This is a genomic window from Pseudoclavibacter soli DSM 23366, assembly GCF_000423505.1.
Taxonomy (GTDB): domain Bacteria; phylum Actinomycetota; class Actinomycetes; order Actinomycetales; family Microbacteriaceae; genus Pseudoclavibacter_A; species Pseudoclavibacter_A soli.
This window is the reverse complement of sequence record NZ_KE384027.1, coordinates 544,509-571,390: the sequence shown is the minus strand read 5'-3', so window position 1 is coordinate 571,390 and position 26,882 is coordinate 544,509. Positions and strand designations below refer to the sequence as shown.

Genomic DNA, 26,882 nt, shown 5'->3' with positions numbered 1-26,882 from the left:
CCGGTTTCCCGCCTCTGTACACAGAGACGGGACCTGCGGCAATCGGTGTGTTACTTGTTGTTGGTCTTGAACGGGAAGCCGAGCTGGCGAAGCAGTGCCCGACCCTCGTCATCGTTCTTGGCCGTGGTGACGATGGTGATGTCAAACCCACGAACCTGGTCGATCTCATCCTGCTTGATCTCGTGGAATACCGACTGCTCGGTGAGACCGAAGGTGTAGTTGCCATTACCGTCGAACTGCTGATCGCTGAGGCCGCGGAAGTCGCGGATGCGCGGCAGTGCGAGGCTGATCAGGCGATCCAGGAACTCCCACGCACGGTCTCCACGAAGGGTCACATGTGCGCCGATAGCCTGGCCTTCACGCAGCTTGAACTGTGCGATCGACTTCCGAGCGTGGTTGACCTGCGGCTTTTGACCGGTGATCAGGGTCAGGTCACGAATCGCGCCCTCGATGATCTTGCCGTCACGAGCTGCATCGCCGACACCGGTGTTCACAACGACCTTGACGACGTTGGGCACCTGATGGGCGTTGGTGAAACCGAACTCTTGCTCGAGTGCGGGAATGATGGTCTCGCGGTACTTGACCTTGAGGCGGGGCTGAATCTTCTCAGCCTGTGCAGTCTCAGTCATCAGATGTCCTTACCCGACTTCTTGGCATACCGAGTGCGCACGGTGCGCGTGATGCCGTTCGTCTCAACTTCTTCGACACGGATGCCCACGCGAGTGGGCTTCTTGGTCTCGGGGTCGACCAACGCGACGTTCGAGACGTGAATAGGTGCCTCGAACTCCTGGATGCCACCCGGCTGGCCGTTCACGCCGGCGCGCTGATGACGAGTCACGATGTTGATGCCCTCGACGACCACTCGGTCGCTCTCAGGCAGCACACGCAGAACCGTTCCCTGCTTGCCGCGGAAACCGCCGCGCTCCTGGCTCGGCCCTGAGATGACCTCTACGAGGTCGCCTTTACGGATCTTCGCCATGTTAAATCACCTCCGGTGCCAGCGAAACGATCTTCATGAACTTCTTGTCACGAAGCTCTCGGCCAACCGGGCCGAAGATGCGGGTGCCACGAGGTTCGCCATCGCCCTTGAGCAGCACAGCGGCGTTCTCGTCGAACTTGATATACGAGCCGTCGGGACGGCGAGTCTCTTTAGCAGTGCGAACGATGACGGCCTTCACGACCTCACCCTTCTTCACACCGCCACCGGGGATCGCATCTTTGACGGTCGCCACGATGACGTCGCCAAGACCCGCGTACCGGCGGTTGGAGCCCCCGAGCACACGAATCGTCAGCAACTCCTTGGCGCCGGTGTTATCGGCCACCTTCAGTCGCGATTCGTTCTGAATCATGTCAATTCTCCTTGGCTGGGATCAGGCCTACTTGGCCTTCTCCAGAATCTCTACCAGGCGCCAGCGCTTGGTGGCGGACAGGGGCTTGGTCTCGCTGATCAGCACGAGGTCGCCGACGCCGGCGGCGTTGTTCTCGTCGTGAACGTGTACCTTGGCCGAACGACGCAGCACCTTGCCGTAGAGCGCGTGCTTCACGCGGTCTTCGACCAGCACGGTGATCGTCTTGTCGGACTTGTCGCTGACCACGTAGCCGCGGCGAGTCTTGCGGTAGCCGCGCTCGACTGTGGTCGACTCTTGCTTCTTCTCACTCATGCCTGAGCCTCCTCGTCGGCCTTGTCAGCCGCCTTCTTCTTGCTGGCGGACTTCTTCGCCGCGACCGGTGCCACTTCAGGCTCCGGGCGGATGCCCAGCTCACGCTCACGAATGACCGTGTAGATGCGGGCGATGTCACGCTTGACGGCACGCACACGCGCACCCGATGCGAGCTGGCCGGTTGCCGACTGGAAGCGCAGGTTGAACAGCTCTTCCTTGGCTTTCTTCAGCTCTACGGCCAGGGCCTCGGTATCGAGGTGCTCGAGCTTCTCGATGGCGAGATCTTTCGAACCGATGGGCATTATGCGTCACCTTCCTCACGCTTGATGATCCGCGCTTTCAGGGGCAGTTTGTAAATCGCACGGCTGAGTGCCTCACGGGCGACGTCCTCAGACACGCCGCTGAGCTCGAAGAGCACGCGACCCGGCTTCACGTTGGCAACCCACCACTCAGGTGAACCCTTACCAGAACCCATACGAGTGCCGATCGGCTTCTGCGAGAGCGGACGGTCAGGGAAGATGTTGATCCACACCTTGCCGCCGCGCTTGATGTAGCGGGTGACGGCGATACGAGCGGCCTCGATCTGACGGTTGGTGATGTACGCCGGGCTCAGCGCCTGAATGCCGTACTCGCCGAATGCCAAGGTGTTGCCACCCTTCGACTGACCCGAGCGACCCGGATGGTGCTGCTTACGGTAACGAACTTTACGTGGAATCAGCATGTCAGGCCTCCGCTCCTGCCTTCGCCGGCGCCTCGTGGCTGGCCTGCTGGCCGCCGCGCGGTGCACGACGCGGGCGATCTCCGCGTGCAGGCTTGGCAGCCTCGAGGGTTGCCAGCTCGCGGTTGGTGATCTCACCCTTGTAGATCCAGACTTTCACACCGATGCGGCCGAAAGTCGTCTTTGCCTCGTAGAAGCCATAATCGATGTTCGCACGCAGGGTGTGCAGGGGCACACGGCCTTCGCGGTAGAACTCCGAGCGGCTCATCTCAGCACCGCCGAGACGGCCTGAAACCTGAATTCGAACACCCTTAGCGCCCGAACGCAGTGCACCCTGCAGACCCTTGCGCATCGCACGACGGAATGCCACGCGAGCAGCAAGCTGCTCAGCGACACCCTGTGCCACCAGCTGTGCCGATGCATCGGGGTTCTTCACCTCGAGGATGTTCAGCTGGATCTGCTTGCCGGTGAGCTTCTCGAGATCAGCACGAATGCGCTCGGCCTCGGCTCCGCGGCGGCCGATCACGATACCCGGACGCGCGGTGTGGATGTCGACGCGAACGCGATCTTTGGTGCGCTCGATGTTGATGCGTGCGATACCTGCACGATCCAAGCTGTCGGTGAGGAAGCGACGGATCTTCACATCTTCTGCGACATAGTCTTTGTAACGCTGACCCGGCTTGTTCGAGTCGGAGAACCACCGTGACACGTGGTCAGTGGTGATGCCCAGACGGAAGCCGTATGGGTTGACTTTCTGACCCATCAGTTGCTCACTTTCTCTGCGGATTTCGCGGCCGTGGCCTCGTCTTCAGGGGTGGCCACCACCACGGTGATGTGGCTGGTGCGCTTCAGCACTCGATAGGCGCGGCCCTGGGCACGCGGACGAATGCGTTTGAGGGTCGGCCCCTCGTCGACATACGCCTCAGCGATGAACAGGTCGTCCTCGTTCAGCGAGACGTTGTCAGAGTCAGCCTTGACTCGAGCGTTGGCCACTGCCGACGCAACGAGTTTGTAGACCGGCTCCGCAGCGCCCTGCGGTGCGAACTTCAGGATGCCGAGGGCTTCATTGGCCTGCTTGCCGCGGATCAAGTTGACGACGCGACGGGCCTTCTGGGGCGTGATACGGATATGACGCAGACGCGCAGTTGCTTCTACCATCATGACCTCTCTTTCGTGAGCGCCGACGCCTTAGCGGCGGCGGCCCTTCTTGTCGTCTTTGTCGTGCCCGCGGAAGGTACGAGTGGGTGCGAACTCGCCGAGCTTGTGGCCGACCAGGGACTCGGTGATGAACACCGGGACGTGCTTGCGGCCGTCGTGCACGGCGATGGTGTGCCCGAGGAACGCGGGCACGATGAGCGAGCGACGTGACCAAGTCTTGATCACGTTCTTGGTGCCGGCCTCATTCTGCGCGAGAACTTTGCGAAGCAGGTGCTCGTCGATGTAGGGGCCCTTTTTCAGACTGCGTGGCATTCTTCTTTATCTCCTACTTGCGCTTCTTGCTCGAGGGACGGCGACGAACGATCAGCTTGTCGCTCTCTTTGTTGGGACGGCGGGTGCGGCCCTCAGGCTGACCCCACGGGCTCACCGGGTGACGACCACCCGAAGTGCGACCCTCGCCACCACCGTGCGGGTGATCGACGGGGTTCATGACCACACCACGCACGGTCGGGCGAATGCCCTTCCAGCGGTTGCGGCCGGCCTTGCCCCAGTTGATGTTCGACTGCTCAGCGTTGCCGACCTCGCCCACCGTGGCACGGCAGCGCGCGTCGACGTTGCGGATTTCGCCGCTCGGCAGACGCAGCTGGGCGTATGGTCCGTCTTTGGCGACCAGACGCACGCTGGCGCCGGCTGAGCGAGCGAGCTTCGCGCCGCCGCCCGGCTTCAGTTCGATCGCGTGAACGACCGTACCCGTAGGGATGTTCTTCAGCGGCAGGTTGTTGCCGGGCTTGATGTCAGCGTTGGCGCCTGACTCAATGACGTCGCCCTGCTTGATCTTGTTCGGAGCCAGGATGTAGCGCTTGGTTCCGTCGGCAAAATGCAGCAGCGCGATGCGTGCGGTGCGGTTCGGGTCGTACTCGATGTGAGCGACCTTCGCGGGCACGCCGTCTTTGTCGTGACGACGGAAGTCGATCACGCGGTACTGGCGCTTGTGCCCGCCGCCATGGTGGCGAACGGTGATGCGACCGGACGAGTTGCGACCGCCCGACTTCGACAGCGGACGAAGCAGCGACTTCTCAGGAGTCGAGCGCGTGATCTCAGCGAAATCAGCGACCGATGAGCCGCGGCGACCCGGGGTCGTGGGCTTGTACTTGCGAATAGCCATGATCTTGACCTTTCACCCGACCTAGTTCGCAGCCGAGAAGATGTCGATGGAGCCGGACTTCAGCGACACGATGGCGCGCTTGGTGTCTTTACGACGACCGGTTCCGAAACGGGTGCGGCGCGACTTGCCCTGGCGGTTGAGCGTGCGCACGTCTGCGACCTTGACGTCGAAGATGGCCTCGATGGCCGTCTTGATCTCGGTCTTGTTGGCGTCGGGGGCAACCTCGAAGGTGTACTTGCCCTCGTCGATCAGCGCGTAGCTCTTCTCAGAGACGACCGGCGCGATCACGACGTCGTGGGGATGCTTATTGAGCTCAGTCATTATGCGTCACCTTTCTTGGTCACGAACTGCTCGAAGGCAGCCTGAGTGAAGACCACGTCATCAGCGACCAGCACGTCATAGGCGTTCAGCTGCCCAGCCTCGATTACCTTGGCAGTGGCCAGGTTGCGCACGCTCTTTGTCGAGCGCGCATCGCCACGGGAGACGACCACCAGAGTGGTACGACCCTTGACCACGGTGTCGAGCACGGCCTTCGCGGCCTTCGTCGATGGCTTCTCACCAGCGATCTCGCTGATCACGTGGATGCGTCCGTTGCGGGCGCGGTCTGACAGCGAGCCACGAAGTGCGGCAGCGATCATTTTCTTCGGGGTGCGCTGAGCGTAGTCGCGCGGTACGGGGCCGTGCACGACGCCACCACCGGTGAGGTGAGGCGCACGGATCGACCCCTGACGGGCGTTGCCCGTGCCCTTCTGCTTGAAGGGCTTGCGGCCGGCACCCGAAACCTCACCACGGGTCTTGGCCTTGTGCGTGCCCTGACGAGCAGCTGCAAGCTGGGCCACGACAACCTGGTGGATGAGCGGGATGTTGGTCTCGACGTCGAAGACCTCGGCGGGCAGCTCGACGCTGCCGGCCTTCTTGCCCTCGGCGTTCACGACGTCAATCTTGGTGGCAGCCATGTTCAGGCCCCCTTCACAGCGTTGCGGACGAACACGACCTGGCCCTTGGGGCCGGGAATCGCGCCCTTGATGAGCAGAAGGTTCTTCTCAGCGTCGACAGCCTGGATCTTCAGGTTCTGCACGGTCACTCGCTCAGCACCCATGCGACCAGCCATGCGCAGGCCTTTGTAGACGCGAGACGGGGTCGAGGCCTCGCCGATCGAGCCGGGCTTGCGGTGGTTGCGGTGCGCACCATGCGAAGCACTGACGCCCTTGAAGTTGTGGCGCTTCATCACACCGGCGAAGCCTTTGCCCTTGCTGGTGGCAGTCACGTCGACGAGCACGCCGGCTTCGAACTGCTCCACCGTGAGCTCCTGGCCAACCGAATACTGATCAGCGTCGGGGGTACGTACCTCGGCCAGGTGACGACGTGGGGTGACGCCTGCCTTGGCGAAGTGGCCTGCAGCGGGCTTGGTGACCTTGCGCGGGTCGATCTGCCCGTAGGCGATCTGCACGGCCTGGTAGCCGTCACGCTCAAGGTTGCGTACGAGGGTCACGACGTTGGTCGTGGCCTCGACGACGGTCACGGGGACGAGGTTGTTATCTGCGTCCCAGACCTGGGTCTGGCCGAGCTTGATGCCCAGCAGACCCTTGCGTGTCTTGGTTTCAGTAGTCATTCTCTCGTGTTCCTCAGAGCTTGATCTCGATGTTCACGTCGGCGGGGAGGTCGAGACGCATGAGCGAATCAACAGCCTTCGGCGTGGGATCGACGATGTCGATCAGACGCTTGTGGGTGCGCTTCTCGAAGTGTTCGCGACTGTCTTTGTACTTGTGAGGTGAACGAATGACCGCGATGACGTTCTTCTCGGTCGGCAGCGGCACTGGGCCGACCACCGTTGCACCGGCACGGGTCACCGTGTCGACGATCTTGCGTGCCGAGGAGTCAATCACCTCGTGGTCATACGACTTCAGTCGAATGCGGATCTTCTGTCCCGCCATTGCTGACTCGCTTTCTTCTTCGTTTCGGCATTGCTGCCGAGCTTTCTTCGGGTGTCACCACCCTCAGGACGCTCTATGAGCTGGCGCTCATTTCACGCACCACTGTTCATCTGTCAAAGCATCGTTACGCCGACGCGGACTCTCCAAGAGAAGAGCGGTAGGCACAAAGACGCCGAGAACTCTTCTTCTGGATTGTGCACCTCGCGGCGCAGTTCTGCTGCAAGCGGCCGAGCCTCAGACTCGACACTGCCTCGCAGTGACCCGCGAACGCGGATTTCTGGAACCGAATAATTCTGGCACACCCGAGGCCTTACGTGCAACCCGGGCGTGTCGCGCCATAAACGGAGTTATTCGCCTGCGGCGACCAAGCGTGCCCAGTCTGCGAGGTCGATGCGCGGCCCGGTGAAGAAGGGGGTCTCTTCTCGCACATGCAGCCTGGCCTTCGTTCCTCGCATATGGCGCATGAGGTCGACGATGCGATGCAGCTCATTGCCCTCGAACGCAAGAATCCACTCGTAGTCACCCAGCGCGAACGAGCTGATCGTATTGGCACGCACATCCGGATAGTCAACAGCGTATTGCCCGTGTTCACGAAGAATGGCCGACCGCTCAGCATCTGGCAGCAGATACCAGTCGTACGACCGCACAAACGGGTATACACAGAGGTAGTCTTTCGGCGATTCTCCGGCAAGGAACGCCGGGATATGCCGAGCATTGAACTCTGCCTGGCGATGCACCGCGATTGCCGACCAGAATGGCACCAAGTGCTCCCCCACCGGTGTGGCCAAGAACTTGTGATACGCGCGCTGCACGGTCTTCGGGTCTTCTGAGTACCACCACACCATGAGATCAGCCTCGGCGCGGAACCCCGACACATCGTAGTACCCGCGTACGGTCAGCCCGCTGATCTGTTCGAGTGCCGCCAACGTCTCGCGCACCTCAGCATCGCGCACCTCGGCATCGTCGCCGAACGCCTCGCCCACCGTGAACACTGCCCATTGCGTGTAGGTCACCGTGGCATTAATGCGCGCCGCCTTCTCATCAAAGCTCTCTGGCTTTGCGATCACCGGCGCTGCCGCCTCCGATGCATGTGTCTGATCACTCATTATTGACTCCTTCGCTGACTCGTTCAGTCTTCGTCGCCGGCCACCACGGGAACGCCGGTGACCACGCCGTCACGTTGGCGTGCGCTGTTCGGAGGCGCGACATCCGGCGCAACAGGCTGCTCACCGACCACTGGCCGGTCACTCGCCTCGCCCCGCTCGCGAGCGGCTCTGTCGATGACCAGACTCGCGAGACCGTCGACGAACTCTGCCCTGGAGCCGGCGGTCGCCGATCGCCGCGCGTTCAGCCCGAGCTCTCGGGCGTGCGCCAGAGCCTCAGTATCGAGGTCAAAAGCGACCTCCATGTGATCTGAGATGAATCCGATTGGCGCGATCACGACATTGGAGACGCCCTCGGCGTGCACCTGATCAAGTCGATCGTTGATGTCGGGTTCGAGCCACGGCTGATGTGGGCTGCCCGAACGGGAACAGAACGACAGACTGCTGCCTGAGATGCGATTGCCGAGTTCAGCGTGTAGTGCTTCGTCGACGAGCTCAGCGACCAGCTGATGCTGCTCGAGGTATGTGGGTCCAGTCGCGCCGCTGGCAACGTTCATGGTTTTTGGAATTGAATGGGTGACGTAAGCGATGTGTACCGGCCCATCTGCCAGTTGTTTGGCAGCTTCACGCACGGCATTGACATTTGCTTCGACGAAAGAGGGGTCGTTGTAGAAAGCTCGCAGGATGTCCACCTCGAGACGAACGCCAGTTTCAGCTTCCAGCGCGGTGACGGTCTCCGCTAGGTGTTCGCGATACTGACGTGAACCTGAGTACGAAACATACGCAGCAGTGATGATCACCAAGATGCGTTTGGCACCGTACGCGATGGCCGACCGCAGTGTGTCAACGGTGTATGGGTTCCAGTGACGGTTGCCGAAGAGGATGGGCACCTGCACACCTCGTGCGTGAAGCGCCGCGCCGAGATCTCGGATCAGTCGCAGATTCTCACCGTTGATCGGGCTGCGACCGTCGAAGAGCGAGTAGTGCGCTCCGACCTCGACCAGGCGCTCGTCTGGAATGTTCTTGCCGCTGACGACGTCTCTCAAAAACGGGAGCACGTCTTCTGGTTTGTTCGGCCCACCGTATGACAGCAGAAGCACCGCGTCATAGGGGTCTAGGGAGGAATGGGCCGAGAGATTTTGTGGATCAGACACGCTCGCCAGCCTATCATCAGACGTTTGCCCGAGCGAATCGCCGGCGGATTCATATTCGCCCCTATTGCTGCCCCAGCCTCGTTGGGTATCGAGAATGTCGCTGTCGGTGATCGCGTTGGCAATGCCTGGCTGTGGAGCGCCTGTGGCGAATGCGACGGAGATTTCCCAGTAAACATCTTCGATACGGTGTTGCGCGGCGTCACTCTCCGAGGCTCGATCATCGGCACGCGCCTCGACCTCGCAGAAGCTCTGGCCTTTGCTGTTGCTGGCAAGGTTCACACCACGGTCACCGAACGCAGCCTGCATGACGTGAATCAGGTGTTCGACGACATGCGCCACGGTGCCATCAATGGGCGAGTCGTGCTCAACGTGAAAGACGTGCGAGATGCAGCCTGACAAACACCCCTGAAATGATTTTGGGCCGAGCATGCGCTCGGCCCAAGATTTTTGTGAATGACGAACTCACTCGTTGCCGAGTTTGCCGTCAAGCGTGTCTTTCGCCTGTGCGACTTGGTCAGCGAACTTGTCGCCAGTGACCTTGTTCACCAAGTTTGCAACACCGTCGAGCGCTTGATCAGTCACGCCTTCAGCCTGATCGCTATTCAGAAGGCTCTTGGCCTGTTCCGCGACGTTCGACCCCTGTTCGCCAATACCGGCGACTGCTTCTTTGGCCTTGTTGACCAGATCTTCCAGTCCCATGTGTCCTCCTCGGAGCTGTGTGGCCCCAGTGACCACGACACTGTGAGTATATCCATCGAAAACGTGCGGGAAATGACAGAAGACCCGAGACTTGCGCCTCGGGTCTTCTGTTGCATCATGGCCGCTCAGTTGCTGAGCGAGCCCCGATGACTCACTTGATGATCTTGGTCACCGTGCCAGCACCAACGGTACGGCCACCCTCGCGAATAGCGAAGCGCAGGCCCTCTTCCATGGCAACTGGCTGGATCAGGTCGACCTTCAGCTCGGTGGTGTCACCGGGCAGAACCATCTCAGTGCCCTCAGGCAGAGTGATGACGCCGGTCACGTCAGTCGTGCGGAAGTAGAACTGCGGACGGTAGTTCGTGTAGAAGGGGTTGTGACGACCACCCTCATCCTTGGTCAGGATGTAGGCGTTGCCCTCGAACTCGGTGTGCGGGGTAACCGAACCGGGCTTGACGACAACCTGGCCGCGCTCGACCTCTTCGCGCTTGGTGCCGCGGAGAAGCAGACCGACGTTCTCGCCGGCACGACCCTCGTCGAGCAGCTTACGGAACATCTCGATGCCCGTGACGGTGGTCTTCTGGATGTCGGGCTTGATGCCGACAATCTCGACCTCGTCGTTGACGGTGATGATGCCGCGCTCGACGCGACCGGTGACAACGGTGCCACGACCGGTAATCGTGAAGACGTCCTCGATCGGCAGCAGGAAGGGCTTGTCGGTGTCGCGAACCGGATCCGGCACGAACTCGTCGACTTTGTCCATGAGGTCTGCAACAGTGGCAGCCCACTTCTCATCGCCCTCAAGAGCCTTCAGGGCCGAAACGCGCACGACAGGAGCGTCGCGGTCGTAATCCTGGCTCTCGAGGAGGTCGCGGACCTCTTCTTCAACGAGCTCGAGGATTTCTTCGTCATCGACCATGTCGGACTTGTTCAGCGCCACCAGGATGTAGGGCACGCCCACCTGGCGAGCGAGCAGCACGTGCTCGCGGGTCTGGGGCATGGGGCCGTCGGTAGCGGCAACCACGAGGATCGCGCCGTCCATCTGAGCAGCACCGGTGATCATGTTCTTGATGTAGTCGGCGTGACCAGGTGCGTCGACGTGCGCGTAGTGGCGCTTCTCGGTCTGGTACTCGACGTGCGAGATGTTGATCGTGATGCCGCGCTGGCGCTCCTCGGGAGCGTTGTCGATCTGATCAAACGGGGTGAACGGGTTGAGATCGGGGTACTTATCGTGCAGCACCTTGGTGATCGCCGCCGTCAACGTGGTCTTACCATGGTCGACGTGACCAAGCGTGCCAATGTTGACGTGGGGCTTTGTCCGTTCGAACTTTGCCTTCGCCACTGTGGGTCCTCCTCAGGACTCTCGAGTAGTTGGCTCAAACCCACAGCGAACGCGCACTGTGTGTGTCGGTGAGTTACCTACTGTTTTCTTTTTCTTGCGTACTTACCTATCTTACAGCCCTGATGCCCGTCTGTGTGACCAAACGGGCATCAGAACCCCAAGCTTTTCAGACCCTGAGTGCTACTCGCCCTTGGCCTTCTGAACGATCTCGTCAGCCACTGCGCGCGGAACCTCGGCGTAGGTCTCGAACTGCATCGAGTAAACAGCGCGGCCCTGGGTGCGTGAGCGAAGATCGCCGACGTAACCGAACATCTCTGAGAGCGGCACGTTGGCCTTGATCACCTTCACCCCGCTGGCGTCGTCCATCGACTGAATCTGGCCACGGCGAGAGTTCAGGTCGCCGATGACGTCACCCATGTACTCCTCGGGTGAACGAACCTCAACAGCCATGACCGGCTCCAGGAGCACTGGCTTGGCGAGCTTTGCCGCCTCGCGGAAGGCCATCGAACCAGCAATCTTGAACGCCATTTCTGACGAGTCAACATCGTGGTAGGCACCGTCGAGCAGAGTTGCCTTCACGCCGACCACGGGATAGCCGGCGATGATGCCTGATGCCATGGCATCTTGGATGCCCGCATCGACCGAGGGGATGTACTCACGAGGCACGCGACCACCGGTAACAGCGTTCACGAATTCGTAGGTGTTGTCTCCCTCAACCTCCATGGGCTCGAGCGCGATCTGCACCTTTGCAAACTGACCTGAACCACCGGTCTGCTTCTTGTGGGTGTAGTCGTATTTCTCGACGGGCTTGCGAATGGTCTCGCGGTAGGCCACCTGCGGCTTGCCAACGTTGGCCTCGACCTTGAACTCGCGCTTCATGCGGTCGACCAGGATGTCGAGGTGCAGCTCGCCCATGCCGCCGATCTCGGTCTGACCGGTCTCGGGGTTGAGCGACACCTGGAAGGTCGGGTCTTCTTCGGCGAGTTTCTGGATGGCCAGCGACAGCTTCTCTTGGTCGGCCTTCGTCTTCGGCTCGATCGCGACGAAGATCACGGGGGCCGGGAAGGTCATCGACTCGAGCACGACCGGGTCGTGGATATCGCTCAGGGTGTCACCGGTGGTGGTGTCTTTCAGACCGATCGCCGCGTAGATGTGACCAGCGGTGATCTCATCGACCGGGTTCTCTTTGTTGGCGTGCATCTGGAAGAGCTTGCCGATGCGCTCTTTCTTGCCCTTGGTCGAGTTGAGCACCTGCTCGCCCGACTTGGCATGGCCCGAGTACACACGAATGTAGGTGAGACGGCCGTAGAAGGGGTGCGCCACAACCTTGAACGCCAGAGCTGCGAAAGGCTCGTTGGCATCGGGGTTGCGAGTGATCTCTTGGTCTTCGTGGCCCGGCACGTAGCCGACCATGGGCGGCACATCGAGCGGCGACGGCAGGTAGTCGATCACAGCGTCGAGCATGGGCTGCACGCCCTTGTTCTTGAACGCCGAGCCGGCCAGCACAGGGTATGCCTGGCTGGTGATCGTGAGCTTGCGGATGCCGGCCTTGATCTCGGCGATCGTGAGCTCTTCGCCACCGAGGTACTTCTCGAGCAGAGCGTCGTCGGTCTCGGCGACAGTCTCGATCAGCTTCTCGCGGTACTCCGCAGCCTTCTCTTTGAGATCTTCGGGAATCTCTTCGACCTCGTAGTGCGTGCCCAGCTCAACGTCACCGCGCCAAGTCAGCGCACGGTTCTCGACGAGATCGATGACGCCCTCGAACGTGGACTCCGCACCGATCGGCAGCTGGATGACGAGCGGGGTCGCACCCAAGCGATCTTTGATGGTCTGCACGGTGAAGTAGAAGTCAGCACCCAGCTTGTCCATTTTGTTGACAAAGCAGATGCGAGGCACGTCGTACTTGTCAGCCTGGCGCCACACCGTCTCAGACTGAGGCTCAACACCCTCTTTACCATCGAACACTGCCACGGCACCGTCGAGCACGCGCAGCGAACGCTCAACCTCAACAGTGAAGTCGACGTGGCCGGGGGTGTCGATGATGTTGATCTGGTCGTTCTTCCAGAAACAGGTCGTCGCGGCCGACGTGATGGTGATGCCGCGCTCCTGCTCCTGCTCCATCCAGTCCATCTGCGAGGCGCCGTCGTGGGTCTCGCCGATCTTGTGCGTGATGCCCGTGTAGTACAGGATGCGTTCAGTAGTGGTGGTCTTGCCCGCATCAATGTGAGCCATGATGCCAATATTGCGAACCTTCTTGAGGTCCGTCAGCACGTCGAGCGCCACGATGTTCCTTCCGAGAGTATGAGGTGAGAGAAGTTGTTGAGGCAGCGATCGCCGCCGTCGACCGTTCGACGGCGGCGATCGGAAGTGCTACCAGCGGTAGTGAGCGAAGGCCTTGTTCGACTCGGCCATCTTGTGGGTGTCTTCGCGACGCTTCACAGCTGCGCCGAGACCGTTGGATGCATCGAGAATCTCGTTGGTGAGGCGCTCGGTGATGGTCTTCTCGCGGCGGAGACGGGCGTAGGTCACCAGCCAGCGCAGTGCGAGAGTATTGGCGCGGTGAGGCTTGACCTCGACCGGCACCTGGTAGGTGGAACCACCGACGCGGCGCGAACGCACTTCGAGCGTGGGCCGGATGTTGTCGAGCGCCTTCTTCAGCGTCGCAACCGGATCTTCGCCGGTCTTCTCGCGGGTGCCCTCGAGAGCGCTGTAGACGATGCTCTCAGCAAGACCCTTCTTGCCGTCAAGCAGGATCTTGTTGACCAGCTGCGAGACCACAGGTGCGCCGTAGACCGGATCTGCGACGACGGGACGTTTCGGTGCGGGGCCCTTACGTGGCATTACTTCTTCTCTTTCTTCGCGCCGTAGCGGCTGCGAGCCTGCTGACGGTCTTTGACTGCCTGGGTGTCGAGCGCGCCGCGCACGATCTTGTAGCGAACACCGGGGAGGTCTTTCACACGACCGCCACGGACGAGCACCATCGAGTGCTCCTGCAGGTTGTGCCCTTCACCAGGAATGTACGCGGTGACCTCGATGCCATTGCTGAGCTTGACACGAGCGACCTTACGCAGAGCCGAGTTCGGCTTCTTCGGGGTCGTGGTGTACACACGGGTGCACACACCGCGCTGCTGGGGGTTGGCCTTCAGCGCCGGAGCCTTGGTCTTGGTGACCTTCGGCTTGCGGCCCTTGCGAACCAACTGCTGGATTGTTGGCACAACTTCTCCTTGTTTCGTACTTACTACGTTTCTCGACCGTGTGACGAGGAGCCCGATGGAGAGCCCGCCGCTCGGCTGGATGTCGCGAGCTCATCTTGTCACGATTGCCGCGCGAACATCAGAACTCTTGGGCACACATAGTGCGCCAATGGGCAAGCTTAGCCAATGCCCTCGACCCGCGTCAAATAGCGGGTTGTCCGACACGCCACAACTGTGCGTAGCGTCTCTCGTCTTCTAGTGCTATTCGACAAGCTTCGCGGCATAGTCTGGCACGTAAATGTTTTCTTCACGGGGCGGCCGCTCGTACGTGCTGCGTTTTGGGCGCTCCGGGATGGCAATCTCAGGCTGCGGCTGCACTTCGTATGGAATACTCTCGAGCAGGTGGTGGATCACATTGAGGCGAGAACGCTTTTTGTCTTCACTCTCGACGGTGTACCAATGCGCTTCTGGAATGTCGGTGTGCACGAACATCTCGTCTTTCGCACGAGAGTAGTCTTCCCACCGGGTAATCGACTGGAGGTCCATGTCACTGAGCTTCCAGCGACGCATCGGGTCGTTCAGACGCGACGCAAATCGCTTCTCCTGCTCGACGTCGCTCACTGAGAACCAGTATTTGAACAGCAGAATACCGTCTTCTACCAGAAGCCTCTCGAAGATCGGTGCCTGGTGCAGAAAGCGGCGGTATTCTTCGGAGGTGCAGAACCCCATCACTCGTTCCACTCCGGCGCGGTTGTACCACGAACGGTCGAACAGCACGATCTCGCCCGCCGACGGCAGATGCTCGATGTAGCGCTGGAAATACCACTGGCCCTTCTCACGCTCCGTCGGCGCAGGCAGCGCCACAACTCTTGCCGTGCGAGGATTCAGATACTCGGTGATGCGCTTGATCGCCGAGCCTTTGCCCGCTGCATCACGCCCTTCGAACAGGATCAGCACACGGGCTCCGGTGGTCTTGACCCACTGCTGCAGGTTGACCAGTTCAGCCTGCAGTCGACGCAGCTCAGCCTCATAGGCCTTCTTCGGCAGCTTCTTTCCGGCCAAAACCACTCCTGTCTATATGTATGAGGGACACCTCAAGTATCCCACCGTTGCGCACTCCCCAGCTACGCAGAGGCGCTCACGCCCAGCTGCTGCATAGCGGCGATGATCGTCTGAGAATAGCGCGCTGCAGCAGTGGCTCCAGGGTGAATGCGATCCAAGGCGAGCTCATCGGTGTGATCTTGAATGGCCGCATGCCATTCTGCGACCGCCACCGTCTGCGGATGAGTCTGAGCCACATTGCGAATCGCAGCATTGTCGGAATCTTGCCAGCTACGGTCGGCGAAAACGTCGACCAAAATCACCCGACGGTTCGGACCGGCCCATGAGACGAAACTCTCCAACGCGTTTGCGTCGATGCTGCCATTGGTACCGGTGTGGATGATCACGAGCCGCCTCGACCGATCGGCAGCAAGCTCACGCCTCGCTGCTGCGAGGGTGTCGCCACTTTGTCTGGCCACTTCTGCGTCGATCTTGATTCCGGGGAAGCTCTGCTGGAGCGCACCGGCAGACGCCAACATCACAGAGTCGCCCACAGCCAGCATCTCATCTCCCGTGACCGAGGCAATGGGGTCTTTCGAGGGGAAGAGCGGTTCTGGGACGGGCGCCCCCTGCACCTCAAGCTGGTGCTGCGCCGAGGCCGTCTGCGCGTACTGCGCCCCTGCCTCAACAAACGTCTGCGCAGATGACTTCTCGGGGGCATGCAAAATGGAGACCACCGAGAGCACGCTGACGGCTGCGGCGGCAGTCGCAACCGCCATTCGAGTTGCGCCGCTGCGCTGCTGTTCACCTGTTGAGCGCAGACCACGCAACCAGCCGCCGAACCCGAGATGGATGATTGGCTGCTCCAGCATCCTGAAGCTGATCGCCGACACCATCACAGTCAGTACAGTGGCGACAGCCGCGGTGAGCACGGAGCGCACTGGCGACTCTACGGGAGTCAGCTGCCGAACAATGATGATGAGCGGCCAGTGCCACAGATAGATACCGTAGGAACGCTGGCCGAGCCAGCGCATCCAGCCGAGTGAAAGCAGTTTCGTCACCACCGAGCGAGTGTCGCCCAGGGAAGAGATGACGCCGAGGGTTATCGCTGAAGCGAGCAGGATGCCACCACGATAGGCGAACGCGGTCTGGTCGCCGATATACCAAAGACACGCGAACAACGCCGAGGTCAGCAGCACAGCAACGACGTTCACCCACACCCCGGCCACCGGAAAGCCGTCACGCCGCCACCGCGATATGGATCGCTGCGAGTACAACGGCCTGGCGAAGGCCAGCGCTGCGCCGAGCATGAGCCCGAACACGTGCGTGTGCGTGCCGAAATACACTGCGCTTGGATCGCCTTCAGGCCGGTAGAGCACCGACATAAGCCCTGCCGAGGTGACTGCCAGCACCAGCGAGACGGTGACCCCCCAACGCCGTCGCAGCAGCACCAGCAGCATCACGACGAATGGCCAGACCAGGTAGAACTGCTCCTCGATGGCCAACGACCACAGGTGCACGAAAATCAGCGGGTTGTCATGCGTGAAGTACGAGTCTCCTGCGGCGATAGACAGCCAGTTAGAGGTGTACGTGAATGCACCCAGCAGTTGTCTGCCCAAGCCTGCGCGCATGTCGGGCGGGAAGAAGACCAGCACTGCTGTGACGACCAAGACCATGGCCCACAGTGCCGGCAGGAGCCTCCGAAAGCGCCTCGTCCAGAATTTCAGCAGATGTATGCCGCCACGGGAATGATCACGAATCAGACTTGAGGTGATGAGATACCCGCTGATCACAAAGAAGATGTCGACGCCCAAGTAGCCACCGGGCAGCCATGATGCGTTCACATGGTAGACGAGCACAGCAAAGACTGCGATGGTGCGCAGGCCATCCAGCGCATCAAGACGCGGTCGCGCGGTATGAGTTTCAGAGTTCATGAGAGTCGGTACCACTCTAAGGCATCACGATGCCACGCGGTGCGCCGACAAGATCAGCTGCACTGCTGAAACACGAAACGGGGCGAGGAGATCCGAAGATCATCCTCGCCCCGTTTGGCGATCAGACTCAGCGAGTCGGGCCTAGTTGTAGGTGCCCGGCTCGAAGTTGCCGAAGTCTTCGAGATCGGCGAACCCAAGGTCGTCTTGGCTGAAGTCGACTGACTCGTTGAACAGACGGTTCGGGTAACGCTCGGCCTTGGCCTCTTCGGTGGGCTCGACCTTGACGTCGCGATAGACGTTCAGGCCCGTGCCAGCCGGGATCAGCTTGCCGATGATCACGTTCTCTTTGAGACCGACCAGCGGATCGGACTTGCCGTCGAGCGCCGCCTGGGTGAGCACGCGAGTGGTCTCCTGGAACGACGCCGCCGACAGCCACGATTCGGTGGCCAGCGAGGCCTTGGTGATACCCATGACCTCACGACGACCCGTGGCCGGCTTCTTCTTCTCGATGACCGTCTGACGGTTGACCTTGTTGTACTGGTCGACGTCGATGACCTCGCCCGGCAGCAGCGTGGTGTCGCCGTGCTCCACGACGGTCACCTTGCGCAGCATCTGTCGAACGATGACCTCGATGTGCTTGTCGTGAATCGGCACACCCTGTGACCGGTACACGCCCTGCACGCCGCTGACCAGCAGCTGCTGCGTGGCACGGATGCCCTTGACGCGCAGCACCTCCTTGGGGTCGAGCGAACCGGCCTGCAGCTGCTCACCCAGAGCGATGTGCTGGCCCTCTTCGACCAAGAGGTTGGCTCGCTTGAGCACCGGGTACACGTATTCTTCGTCGCCGTTGTCAGGCGTCACGATCACGCGACGACCCTTCTCGGTGTCTTCGATGTGCACACGACCGTCGGCCTCAGAAATCGGCGAGGCATTCTTCGGCGTACGCGCCTCGAACAGCTCGGTGACACGGGGCAGACCCTGGGTGATGTCATCAGCCGAAGCCGAACCACCAGTGTGGAAGGTACGCATCGTCAGCTGGGTACCAGGCTCACCGATCGACTGCGCGGCGATAATGCCCACAGCCTCACCGATATCGGCCAGCTTGCCGGTCGCCAGTGAGCGACCGTAGCACTCCTGGCAGACGCCGACGGCCGACTCACAGGTCAGCACGGAGCGCACCTTCACCTGGGTGATGCCGGCAGCGATGAGCTCGTCGATCAGCACGTCGCCGACGTCGGCGCCGCGCTTGGCGATCACGTTGCCCTTGGCATCAACCGCATCTGCAGCCAGCGTGCGCGAGTACACCGAGTTCTCGACGTTCTCATCACGCTCGAGCACGCCGTCGAAGTCATTGGCGATGGTGACGTCAATGCCCTTGGTGGTGCCACAATCGCTCTCGCGAATGATGACATCTTGAGCGACGTCGACCAGACGACGGGTCAGGTACCCCGAGTCGGCGGTACGCAGAGCGGTATCGGCCAAGCCCTTTCGAGCTCCGTGCGTAGCGATGAAGTACTCCAGCACTGACAGACCCTCACGGTAGCTCGAGAGGATCGGGCGCGGGAAGATATCACCCTTGGCGTCGTTCACCAGACCGCGGATACCCGCGATGTTTCGGATCTGCAGCCAGTTGCCTCGAGCACCAGAGACCACCATGCGGTTGATGTTGTTCTCGCGCGGGAAGTCGGCACGCATGGCCTCGGCCACTTTGTCGGTCGCTTCGGTCCAGATTTTGATCAGATCGGCACGACGCTCGTTCTCGGTGGTGAGACCGAGATCGAACTGCTCCTGCACCTCGACGGCCTTCTTCTCGTACTGCGCGATGATCGCCGGCTTCTCTTTCGGCGTGATCACGTCGCTGAGAGCGACGGTGACACCCGAGCGAGCCGCCCAGTAGAAGCCCGCGTCTTTGATGCGGTCGAGCGTCTCGGCGACAACCACCTTGGGGTAGCGTTCGGCGAGGTTGGTGACGATCTTGCCCAGCGCGCCCTTGTCGGCCTGAGCCTCGAAGTACGGGTAGTCAGCCGGCAGCAGCTCGTTGAAGATCGCACGACCCAGGGTGGTCTCGAGACGGAACGGCTTGCCCTCTTCGTACCCCTCGGGCTCGGTGCCGGGCGCGAAGTGCACGCCCTCGAGACGAATCCGCACCTTGGCATGCAGGTCGAGGTCGCCGAGGTCACGAGCCAGGATGGCCTCAGACAGCGACGAGAACGCGCGGCCTTCGCCGGCCGCACCTTCGATGAGATCGGTCAGCGTGAACAGACCGATGATCATGTCCTGGGAAGGCAGGGCGACCGGGCGGCCATCCGACGGCTTCAGGATGTTGTTGCTCGAGAGCATCAGGATGCGGGCCTCGGCCTGCGCCTCGACACTCAGCGGCAGGTGCACAGCCATCTGGTCACCGTCGAAGTCGGCGTTGAAGGCCGAGCAGACGAGCGGGTGCAGCTGGATCGCCTTGCCCTCGACGAGCAGCGGCTCGAACGCCTGGATGCCCAGACGGTGCAGCGTAGGTGCGCGGTTGAGCAGCACGGGGCGATCTTTGATGATCTCCTCGAGCACATCCCACACGTCGGGGTTCGAACGCTCAACCTTGCGCTTGGCCGCTTTGATGTTCTGGGCGTAGCCCAGCTCGATCAGCCGCTTGATGACGAAGGGCTTGAACAGCTCCAGCGCCATCTGCTTGGGCAGACCACACTGGTGCAGCTTCAGCTGCGGGCCGACGACGATGACCGAACGACCCGAGTAGTCGACGCGCTTGCCGAGCAGGTTCTGACGGAATCGACCCTGCTTGCCCTTGAGCATGTCAGACAGCGACTTCAGCGCGCGATTGCCGGTGCCCGTGACGGGACGGCCGCGACGACCGTTGTCGAACAGCGCGTCGACGGCCTCTTGCAGCATGCGCTTCTCGTTGTTGACGATGATCTCAGGAGCTCCGAGGTCAAGCAGTCGACGCAGACGGTTGTTGCGGTTGATCACACGACGGTAGAGGTCGTTGAGGTCAGAGGTGGCGAAGCGGCCACCGTCGAGCTGCACCATCGGGCGAAGCTCCGGAGGAATCACCGGCACGACGTCGAGCACCATGGCAGCCGGCGAGGTGCCGGTCTGCAGGAACGAGCTGACGACCTTCAGACGCTTGATCGCACGGATCTTCTTTTGGCCCTTGCCCTCTTCGATCTGCAGGCGAAGGCTTTCGGCCTCAGCCTCGAGATCGAAGTCGAGCAGGCGACGCTTGATCGCCTCAGCGCCCATGAAGCCCTCGAAGTACTCGCCGAAACGGTCTTCGAGCTCGTGGTACACAGCGTCTTCGGGAAGCAGCTGACCGACCTTGAGAGTGCGGAACAGCTCCCAGGTCTGCTCAAGACGGGCCAGCTGATCTTCGTACGACTTGCGGATGCGAGCCTGGTCTTTTTCAGCGGCCTCGTTGGTGCGCTTCTTGGCGTCGGACTTTGCTCCAGAGGCCTCCTGGGCCGCCAGATCAGTCTCGAGCTGGTGCAGGCGCTCGGCGATTTCTGCATCGCGGGCCTGCTCAAGCTCTTGGGCCTCGAGGCGCAGCTCAGCTTCAAGCGTCGCCAAGTCTTCGTGGCGGCCCTCTTCGTCGATCGAGATGATCATGTATGCGGCGAAGTAGATGACCTTCTCAAGGTCTTTGGGCGCCATGTCGAGCAGGTAGCCCAGGCGTGAGGGCACGCCTTTGAAATACCAGATGTGCGTCACGGGGGCGGCCAAGTCGATGTGGCCCATGCGCTCACGACGCACAGCCGACTTGGTGACCTCGACGCCGCATCGCTCACAGACGACACCCTTGTAGCGGATGCGCTTGTACTTGCCACAGGCGCATTCGTAGTCTTTGGTCGGGCCGAAGATCTTCTCGCAGAACAGGCCCTCCTTCTCGGGCTTGAGCGTGCGGTAGTTGATGGTCTCTGGCTTCTTGACCTCGCCGTGTGACCAGTTGCGGATGTCGTCGGCGGTGGCAAGACCGATCTTCAGCTCATCGAAAGTCGTTGACTCGAGCACTGTTTCTCTCTTTCTGAAAATTCTGTCGCTGTCTGAGTGGTCTCGGGTCAGATCTCGTCGACCGGACCGGACTCGAACTGCTTGGAGATATTGATGCCGAGTTCTTCAACCGGGTTGAAGGCATCGTCATCGCTGTCTCTCAGACTGACGATCTTGCCGTCGGCGCTGAGCACCTCGACGTTCAGGCACAGAGACTGCATCTCTTTGATCAGCACCTTGAACGACTCGGGGATGCCCGGCTCCTGGATGTTCTCGCCCTTGACGATGGCCTCGTAGGCCTTCACGCGACCAGTGACATCGTCGGACTTGATGGTGAGCATCTCTTGGAGGGCGTGTGCCGCGCCATACGCATAGAGCGCCCACACCTCCATCTCACCGAAGCGCTGACCACCGAACTGCGCCTTACCACCAAGCGGCTGCTGGGTGATCATCGAGTACGGGCCGGTCGAACGCGCGTGGATCTTGTCGTCGACCAAGTGGTGCAGCTTCAGGATGTACATGTAGCCAACTGACACCGGCTCGGGGAACGGCTCGCCCGAGCGGCCATCGAACAGTCGCACCTTGCCGTTGTGGTCGATCAGACGATCGCCGTCACGGTTGGGCAGCGTGGAGTCGAGCAGACCGGCGATCTCCTCTTCGGAGGCACCGTCGAACACTGGGGTGGCAACCTTGGTGCCGGGCTTGGCCTCGAGCGCGACCTGCGGCAGCTCCTTGGCCCACTCTTGAGTGGTGTCGACCTTCCAGCCCTGCTTCGCAGCCCAGCCCAAGTGCAGCTCGAGCACCTGGCCGAAGTTCATTCGACCGGGCACACCCAGCGGGTTGAGGATGATGTCGACCGGGGTGCCATCGGGCAGGAAGGGCATGTCTTCAGCAGGCACGATCTTCGAGATGACACCCTTGTTGCCGTGACGACCCGAGAGCTTGTCGCCCTCGGTGATCTTGCGCTTCTGAGCGATGTAGACGACTACGCGCTGGTTTACACCGTTGCCGAGCTCGTCATCGCCTTCTTCGGCGTCGAACACCTTGACCGCGATGACCGTGCCTTCTTCACCGTGAGGAACCTTCAGCGAGGTGTCGCGCACCTCACGGCTCTTCTCGTTGAAGATGGCGCGCAGCAGACGTTCTTCGGCGCTGAGCTCGGTCTCGCCCTTCGGGGTGACCTTGCCGACGAGGATGTCGCCGGGACGCACCTCGGCACCGATGCGCACGATGCCACGCTCGTCGAGATCGGCAAGCATCTCTTGCGAGACGTTCGGCAGATCACGGGTGATCTCTTCTTTGCCGAGCTTGGTGTCACGTGCGTCGACGTCGTACTCCTCGATGTGAATCGAGGTGAGTGCGTCTTCTTTCACCAGGTTCTGGTTCAGGATGATCGCATCCTCGTAGTTCAGACCCTCCCAGGGCATGAACGCAACCAGCAAGTTCTTGCCCAGCGCCAGCTCACCGTGATCGGTGGCCGGGCCATCAGCGATGACCATACCGGGCTCAACACGATCACCCTCGCGCACCAGCACGCGGTTGTTGTAGCAGGTGCCCTGGTTGGCGCGATCGAACTTGCGAGTCACGTAGCTGACGGTTTCACCCTCGTCGCTGCTGATCTCGATGCGGTCAGCCGAGACCTCGGTGACCACACCACCGACTGCTGAGGTGATGACATCACCTGAGTCGACGGCGGCGTAGGCCTCCATGCCGGTACCGACGAACGGGCTGTCGGTGCGCAGCAGCGGCACAGCCTGACGCTGCATGTTGGCACCCATGAGCGCGCGGTGCGCGTCATCGTGCTCGAGGAACGGAATCAGCGAAGTACCCACCGACACCATCTGACGCGGCGACACGTCGATGTAGTCAACGCGCTCGGGAGCCACCAGCTCGACGTCGCCGCCCTTGAGGCGAACCAGCACGCGGTCGTCGACAAAGTTGCCCTTGGCGTCGACATGCGCGTTGGCCTGTGCCACCACGAACTCGTCTTCGTCGGATGCGGTGAGGTAGTCGATCTGCTCGGTCACCTTGCCCTTGACCACCTTGCGGTACGGGGTTTCGATGAAGCCGAAGGCGTTGATGCGAGCGAAGGTCGCCAGCGAGCCGATCAGGCCGATGTTCGGGCCTTCAGGAGTCTCAATGGGGCACATACGGCCGTAGTGCGAGGGATGCACGTCACGCACTTCGACGCCGGCACGCTCACGCGACAGACCTCCGGGGCCCAGTGCCGACAGACGACGCTTGTGCGTGATGCCGGCCAGCGGGTTGTTCTGGTCCATGAACTGCGACGACTGGCTGGTGCCGAAGAACTCTTTGATCGCAGCGACCACGGGGCGCACGTTGATCAGGGTCTGCGGGGTGATCGCCTCGGCGTCTTGCGTGGTCATGCGCTCGCGCACCACCCGCTCCATACGGCTCAGGCCGGTGCGCACCTGGTTCTGGATGAGCTCGCCGACTGCACGGATGCGGCGGTTGCCGAAGTGGTCGATGTCATCGACGTCGAGAGGCAGCTTGGCAGCTTTGCCGTCGCGCAGACCGTCAAAGTCTTTCTCGCCGGCATGCAGCGCGACCAAGTATTTGATGGTCTTGACAATGTCTTCGACGCTCAGCACCGAGTCGGTGATGGGGGCGTCGAGGCCCAGCTTGCGGTTGATCTTGTAACGGCCGACCTTGGCCAGATCGTAGCGCTTGTCGTTGAAGTAGAAGTTGTCGAGCAGAGCGCGAGCAGCCTCAGCGGCCACCTGCTCGCCCGGGCGCAGCTTGCGGTAGATATCGCGCAGCGCCTCTTCTTTGGTAGCGATGGTGTCTTTGGCCAACGTGGCCTCGATCGAGGCGTAGCCAGCGAACTCTTTCTCGATGTCACCCGTCGACAGGCCGAGAGCCTTCAGGAAGACGGTGACCGACTGCTTGCGCTTGCGGTCAATGCGCACACCGACCTGATCGCGCTTGTCGATCTCGAACTCGAGCCAGGCACCACGGCTCGGAATCACGCGTGCCGAGAAGATCTCTTTGTCGGAGTTCTTCTCGAACTGACGCTCGAAGTAGACTCCGGGGCTGCGCACCAGCTGCGAGACAACGACGCGCTCAGAGCCGTTGACGATGAACGTGCCCTTTTTGGTCATCAGGGGGAAGTTGCCCATGAAGACCGTCTGCGTTTTGATCTCGCCGGTCTCGTAGTTCATGAACTCGGCCTCGACGTAGAGCGGTGCCTCGTAGGTCTTGCCGCGCTCTTTGCACTCGTCGATGGTGTAACGCTCTGGCTCGAGCGTGGGGTTGGCGAAGCTCAGGTGCATCTTCTCGAGGTTGTCTTCGATGGGCGAAAGCTCTTCGAAGACGGCGTCGAGGCCGCTCTTGGTGGGAACGTCAGTGCGGCCAGCAGCCTGGTCTTCAGCCAGACGACGCTTCCAGGCGTCGTTGCCGACCAGCCAGTCAAAGCTCTCGGTCTGCAGCGCGAGCAGGTCGGGAACATTGAGCGGCTCAGTGACCTTTGCGAAGGAAAGCCGCTTGAAATTACGGCCCTCGGTATTGACGGTTTTGTTGGATGCACTGTTCTTATCGGTTGAACGGGGCGCAGCAGCCAAGAGAATTCCTCCATTTGCAGCCATCAGGCTTGTCGGTACTGACGAGTCGTCTGCAGCTGGCGCTCACTCCGAGCACGCGGTCGACAGGATGCTCGAGAGCACCACGTCGACACGTCAAGGAGCGATGTCACCGTCATATGAAACACCGCTCGCCCACCGTCATTTGAGGGCAGAGAAGAACACCGCACAGACCAAAAAACCAGTATATGGCTCTATAGCACGAATTGTCCAACTTTTCCGCCATAACGTCGCCTGCGGTGCGAAATACGATCTGCGTCTTCGATTGCACCGAAAACATGTACGTGTCGTACCATTCTTGTGACGCCTCTGCCCGGCGTCGGCGCGGCGCTGCGTCGATCAGCGCGACAACCCACGGTCAGGGGGAAACACCATGACGACCGACACACCCACGTTCCGAACTCGGCTGGCCGCACTGCTGCCCGGCCCACAAGATCTCCGAGATGCCCGCCGCGCTCCGCTCACCGACCTGCTGGCTGGCCTCACCGTGGCTGTCGTCGCCCTGCCACTCGCCCTCGCGTTCGGCGTGGCCTCCGGGCTCGGTGCAGCCGCCGGCCTCACCACCGCAGTCATCGCCGGCATCATCGCCGCCGTGTTCGGTGGCAGCAACCTGCAGGTCAGCGGCCCCACCGGGGCGATGACCGTGGTGTTGCTGCCCATCGTGGCGCAGCACGGAGCGGGTGGCGTGCTCATGGTGGGCGCGATGGCCGGTGTGGTGCTCGTAATCGTTGCTTTCACCGGCGCCGGGCGCTACGTACAGATGCTGCCCGCATCCCTGCTCGAGGGGTTCACCGCGGGCATTGCCGTGGTGATCGCCCTGCAACAGGTGCCCAATCTGCTGGGCGTGACCGTGCCGAGCCACGAGCAGGTGTGGGCGACCGCTTGGGATGCGCTGCAGCACTGGTTTGCGAACCCCACATGGATCGAGCCGGCCATGGCGCTGGGAACGGCCGCGGCCATCCTGACGCTGAATCACCTGCGCCGAGGCCTGCCCTGGCCACTGGTGCTGGTGGTGGTGCTCACCGCCCTGAGCTGGGCGCTCAACCTGCAGACCGCACGCATCGGTGCCCTGCCTGCTGGTCTGCCCGCGCCGTCGGCAGCATTCTTCGACTGGAGTGCACTCGGCTCGCTCGTGCCGAGTGCAGTGGCAGTGGCCGCGCTCGGTGCCCTCGAAAGCCTGCTGAGCGCGAGCGTCGCCGACGGAATGACCGTCGGCGAGCATCACAATCCCGATCGCGAGCTGTTCGGCCAAGGCCTGGCCAACATCGCGGTGCCGTTCTTCGGCGGGGTGCCGGCCACCGCTGCGATTGCGCGCACTGCGGTCAACGTGCGTGCTGGCGCGCGCTCGCGCACCTCGGCGGTCACCCACTCGCTGGTGCTGCTGATCGTGGTGCTGGTGGCGGGTTCGGTCGTCGGGCAGATTCCGCTGGCGGTGCTCGCCGGCGTGCTGCTGGCCACCTGCGTGAGCATGGTGTCGCTGCCTACGGTGCGCGCCACCGTGCGCGCCACCCGAGGGGATGCCTGGGTCTTTTTCGCAACCTTCGTCACCACGGTTGCCATCGACGTGATCACCGCCGTGATCGTGGGCTTCGCGCTGGCCGCCCTCCTGACGTTGAAGGCCGTCTCAGACACTACGCAGGTGCGCCGTCAGCATCTCGATGACGACGGGGTGGCACGCGAGGTGCCCGAGACCACGGCAGCAGACTTTGAGCGCGAACGCGAGCTGCAGCGTGAGCACATCGTGCCCTACCGCCTCGAGGGTGCCCTGTTCTTCGGTGTGGCCCGACGCTTCCTGCTCGACCTGACGGCGATCGATCAGACGAAAGTGGTGATCTTGCGCATGGGGCACCTCAGCGCGGTCGACGCCACCGGAGCCCAGGCGATCGGCGAGGCCGTCGCCGAGCTACGCCAGCGCGGGATCGTCGTGTTGCTCTCAGCCGTGCGGCCAGCCCACGAGAAGCCGCTGCGCCAAGTGCCCGAGCTGCAGCGCCTCTGGGATGACGGCCAGGTGTTCGACACGACGCCTGCGGCGATCGAGGCTGCCCGGCAGCTGGTGCGTGCACAGAGGTAGCTCGCGCCGCCGCTGGTGCGGCAGCCGCTGCCCAGCACAATGTCCGCACCTCTGACACACCGTCTGCGCAACCCGCCGCACACCTGCAGACATTGTGTTGCAGCTGCCGACATTTC

27 protein-coding genes are annotated in these 26,882 nt (G+C 61.7%); 2 read left to right on the top strand and 25 right to left on the bottom strand.

Annotated elements, in window-relative coordinates; genetic code table 11:
• Positions 1–50: 50 nt before the first annotated feature.
• The 16 genes from rplE to G557_RS13065 all read right to left on the bottom strand — a co-directional run bounded on the left by rplE (position 51) and on the right by G557_RS13065 (position 8,893).
• Positions 51–629, bottom strand: a complete 579-nt coding sequence (gene rplE / locus G557_RS0110190) for a 50S ribosomal protein L5 (RefSeq protein WP_028245940.1) — start codon at positions 627–629, stop codon at positions 51–53.
• Positions 629–979, bottom strand: a complete 351-nt coding sequence (gene rplX / locus G557_RS0110185; RefSeq protein ID WP_028245939.1) for a 50S ribosomal protein L24 — start codon at positions 977–979, stop codon at positions 629–631. The genes rplE and rplX overlap by 1 nt, the downstream gene beginning before the upstream one ends.
• A 1-nt stretch (position 980) precedes the next feature.
• Complete coding sequence (gene rplN, locus G557_RS0110180) at positions 981–1,349, bottom strand: 50S ribosomal protein L14 (RefSeq protein WP_028245938.1); 369 nt, start codon at positions 1,347–1,349, stop codon at positions 981–983.
• Between the two features lie 27 nt (positions 1,350–1,376).
• Positions 1,377–1,661 carry a 30S ribosomal protein S17 gene (gene rpsQ, locus G557_RS0110175; RefSeq protein ID WP_028245937.1) on the bottom strand — a complete coding sequence of 95 codons (285 nt, stop codon included), beginning with the start codon at positions 1,659–1,661 and terminating at the stop codon, positions 1,377–1,379.
• Complete coding sequence (gene rpmC, locus G557_RS0110170) at positions 1,658–1,963, bottom strand: 50S ribosomal protein L29 (protein WP_028245936.1); 306 nt, start codon at positions 1,961–1,963, stop codon at positions 1,658–1,660. Before rpmC ends, rpsQ begins: the two co-directional genes overlap by 4 nt.
• A complete protein-coding gene (gene rplP / locus G557_RS0110165) occupies positions 1,963–2,382 on the bottom strand; it encodes a 50S ribosomal protein L16 (protein ID WP_028245935.1) in 420 nt (139 codons plus the stop codon). Before rplP ends, rpmC begins: the two co-directional genes overlap by 1 nt.
• 1 nt (position 2,383) lies before the next feature.
• Complete coding sequence (gene rpsC, locus G557_RS0110160) at positions 2,384–3,142, bottom strand: 30S ribosomal protein S3 (RefSeq protein WP_028245934.1); 759 nt, start codon at positions 3,140–3,142, stop codon at positions 2,384–2,386.
• Positions 3,142–3,537: a 50S ribosomal protein L22 gene (gene rplV, locus G557_RS0110155; protein WP_028245933.1), complete on the bottom strand. Its 396-nt coding sequence runs from the start codon at positions 3,535–3,537 to the stop codon at positions 3,142–3,144. The genes rpsC and rplV overlap by 1 nt, the downstream gene beginning before the upstream one ends.
• A gap of 30 nt (positions 3,538–3,567) precedes the next feature.
• Complete coding sequence (gene rpsS, locus G557_RS0110150; protein ID WP_028245932.1) at positions 3,568–3,849, bottom strand: 30S ribosomal protein S19; 282 nt, start codon at positions 3,847–3,849, stop codon at positions 3,568–3,570.
• A 13-nt stretch (positions 3,850–3,862) separates the two neighbouring features.
• Positions 3,863–4,702, bottom strand: coding sequence for a 50S ribosomal protein L2 (gene rplB / locus G557_RS0110145; RefSeq protein WP_028245931.1), 840 nt, complete (start codon positions 4,700–4,702; stop codon positions 3,863–3,865).
• A gap of 21 nt (positions 4,703–4,723) precedes the next feature.
• On the bottom strand, positions 4,724–5,023 hold the full coding sequence (rplW, locus tag G557_RS0110140; protein ID WP_028245930.1) for a 50S ribosomal protein L23: 300 nt from the start codon (positions 5,021–5,023) through the stop codon (positions 4,724–4,726).
• Entirely contained in the window at positions 5,023–5,658 is a 636-nt protein-coding gene (gene rplD, locus G557_RS0110135) for a 50S ribosomal protein L4 (protein WP_036962101.1), read from the bottom strand. The genes rplW and rplD overlap by 1 nt, the downstream gene beginning before the upstream one ends.
• Positions 5,659–5,660: 2 nt before the next feature.
• Positions 5,661–6,314: a 50S ribosomal protein L3 gene (rplC, locus tag G557_RS0110130; protein ID WP_028245928.1), complete on the bottom strand. Its 654-nt coding sequence runs from the start codon at positions 6,312–6,314 to the stop codon at positions 5,661–5,663.
• Positions 6,315–6,327: 13 nt separating this feature from the next.
• Entirely contained in the window at positions 6,328–6,636 is a 309-nt protein-coding gene (gene rpsJ, locus G557_RS0110125; protein WP_028245927.1) for a 30S ribosomal protein S10, read from the bottom strand.
• Positions 6,637–6,983: 347 nt separating this feature from the next.
• Positions 6,984–7,742 (bottom strand): hydrogen peroxide-dependent heme synthase, encoded by a 759-nt coding sequence (gene hemQ / locus G557_RS0110120; RefSeq protein WP_028245926.1) that lies wholly within the window; start codon positions 7,740–7,742, stop codon positions 6,984–6,986.
• A gap of 23 nt (positions 7,743–7,765) precedes the next feature.
• Entirely contained in the window at positions 7,766–8,893 is a 1,128-nt protein-coding gene (locus G557_RS13065) for a ferrochelatase (RefSeq protein WP_036962098.1), read from the bottom strand.
• A gap of 24 nt (positions 8,894–8,917) precedes the next feature.
• Here G557_RS13065 and G557_RS14400 point away from each other — a divergent pair, with 24 nt between their 5' ends.
• Positions 8,918–9,289, top strand: coding sequence for an MDR/zinc-dependent alcohol dehydrogenase-like family protein (locus G557_RS14400; RefSeq protein WP_028245925.1), 372 nt, complete (start codon positions 8,918–8,920; stop codon positions 9,287–9,289).
• Positions 9,290–9,355: 66 nt separating this feature from the next.
• On the opposite strand, the gene G557_RS0110105 is transcribed toward G557_RS14400, so the two are convergent.
• The 9 genes from G557_RS0110105 to rpoB all read right to left on the bottom strand — a co-directional run bounded on the left by G557_RS0110105 (position 9,356) and on the right by rpoB (position 24,677).
• Positions 9,356–9,592 (bottom strand): Rv0909 family putative TA system antitoxin, encoded by a 237-nt coding sequence (locus G557_RS0110105; protein ID WP_084627137.1) that lies wholly within the window; start codon positions 9,590–9,592, stop codon positions 9,356–9,358.
• A 151-nt stretch (positions 9,593–9,743) separates the two neighbouring features.
• Complete coding sequence (tuf, locus tag G557_RS0110100) at positions 9,744–10,934, bottom strand: elongation factor Tu (protein ID WP_028245923.1); 1,191 nt, start codon at positions 10,932–10,934, stop codon at positions 9,744–9,746.
• A 180-nt stretch (positions 10,935–11,114) separates the two neighbouring features.
• Positions 11,115–13,217 (bottom strand): elongation factor G, encoded by a 2,103-nt coding sequence (gene fusA, locus G557_RS0110095; RefSeq protein WP_028245922.1) that lies wholly within the window; start codon positions 13,215–13,217, stop codon positions 11,115–11,117.
• A gap of 87 nt (positions 13,218–13,304) precedes the next feature.
• A complete protein-coding gene (rpsG, locus tag G557_RS0110090; RefSeq protein WP_028245921.1) occupies positions 13,305–13,775 on the bottom strand; it encodes a 30S ribosomal protein S7 in 471 nt (156 codons plus the stop codon).
• Positions 13,775–14,149: a 30S ribosomal protein S12 gene (gene rpsL, locus G557_RS0110085; protein WP_028245920.1), complete on the bottom strand. Its 375-nt coding sequence runs from the start codon at positions 14,147–14,149 to the stop codon at positions 13,775–13,777. The genes rpsG and rpsL overlap by 1 nt, the downstream gene beginning before the upstream one ends.
• Before the next feature lie 240 nt (positions 14,150–14,389).
• Entirely contained in the window at positions 14,390–15,190 is an 801-nt protein-coding gene (gene ppk2, locus G557_RS0110080) for a polyphosphate kinase 2 (protein WP_245542800.1), read from the bottom strand.
• Positions 15,191–15,252: 62 nt separating this feature from the next.
• Positions 15,253–17,103 carry an acyltransferase family protein gene (locus G557_RS13060; RefSeq protein WP_036962095.1) on the bottom strand — a complete coding sequence of 617 codons (1,851 nt, stop codon included), beginning with the start codon at positions 17,101–17,103 and terminating at the stop codon, positions 15,253–15,255.
• Between the two features lie 141 nt (positions 17,104–17,244).
• Complete coding sequence (locus tag G557_RS0110070; RefSeq protein WP_028245918.1) at positions 17,245–21,117, bottom strand: DNA-directed RNA polymerase subunit beta'; 3,873 nt, start codon at positions 21,115–21,117, stop codon at positions 17,245–17,247.
• Positions 21,118–21,164: 47 nt separating this feature from the next.
• Complete coding sequence (gene rpoB, locus G557_RS0110065) at positions 21,165–24,677, bottom strand: DNA-directed RNA polymerase subunit beta (RefSeq protein WP_028245917.1); 3,513 nt, start codon at positions 24,675–24,677, stop codon at positions 21,165–21,167.
• A gap of 391 nt (positions 24,678–25,068) precedes the next feature.
• On the opposite strand from rpoB, the gene G557_RS0110060 reads away from it, so the two are divergent.
• Positions 25,069–26,766: a SulP family inorganic anion transporter gene (locus G557_RS0110060; RefSeq protein WP_028245916.1), complete on the top strand. Its 1,698-nt coding sequence runs from the start codon at positions 25,069–25,071 to the stop codon at positions 26,764–26,766.
• The last annotated feature ends 116 nt before the right edge of the window (positions 26,767–26,882 follow it).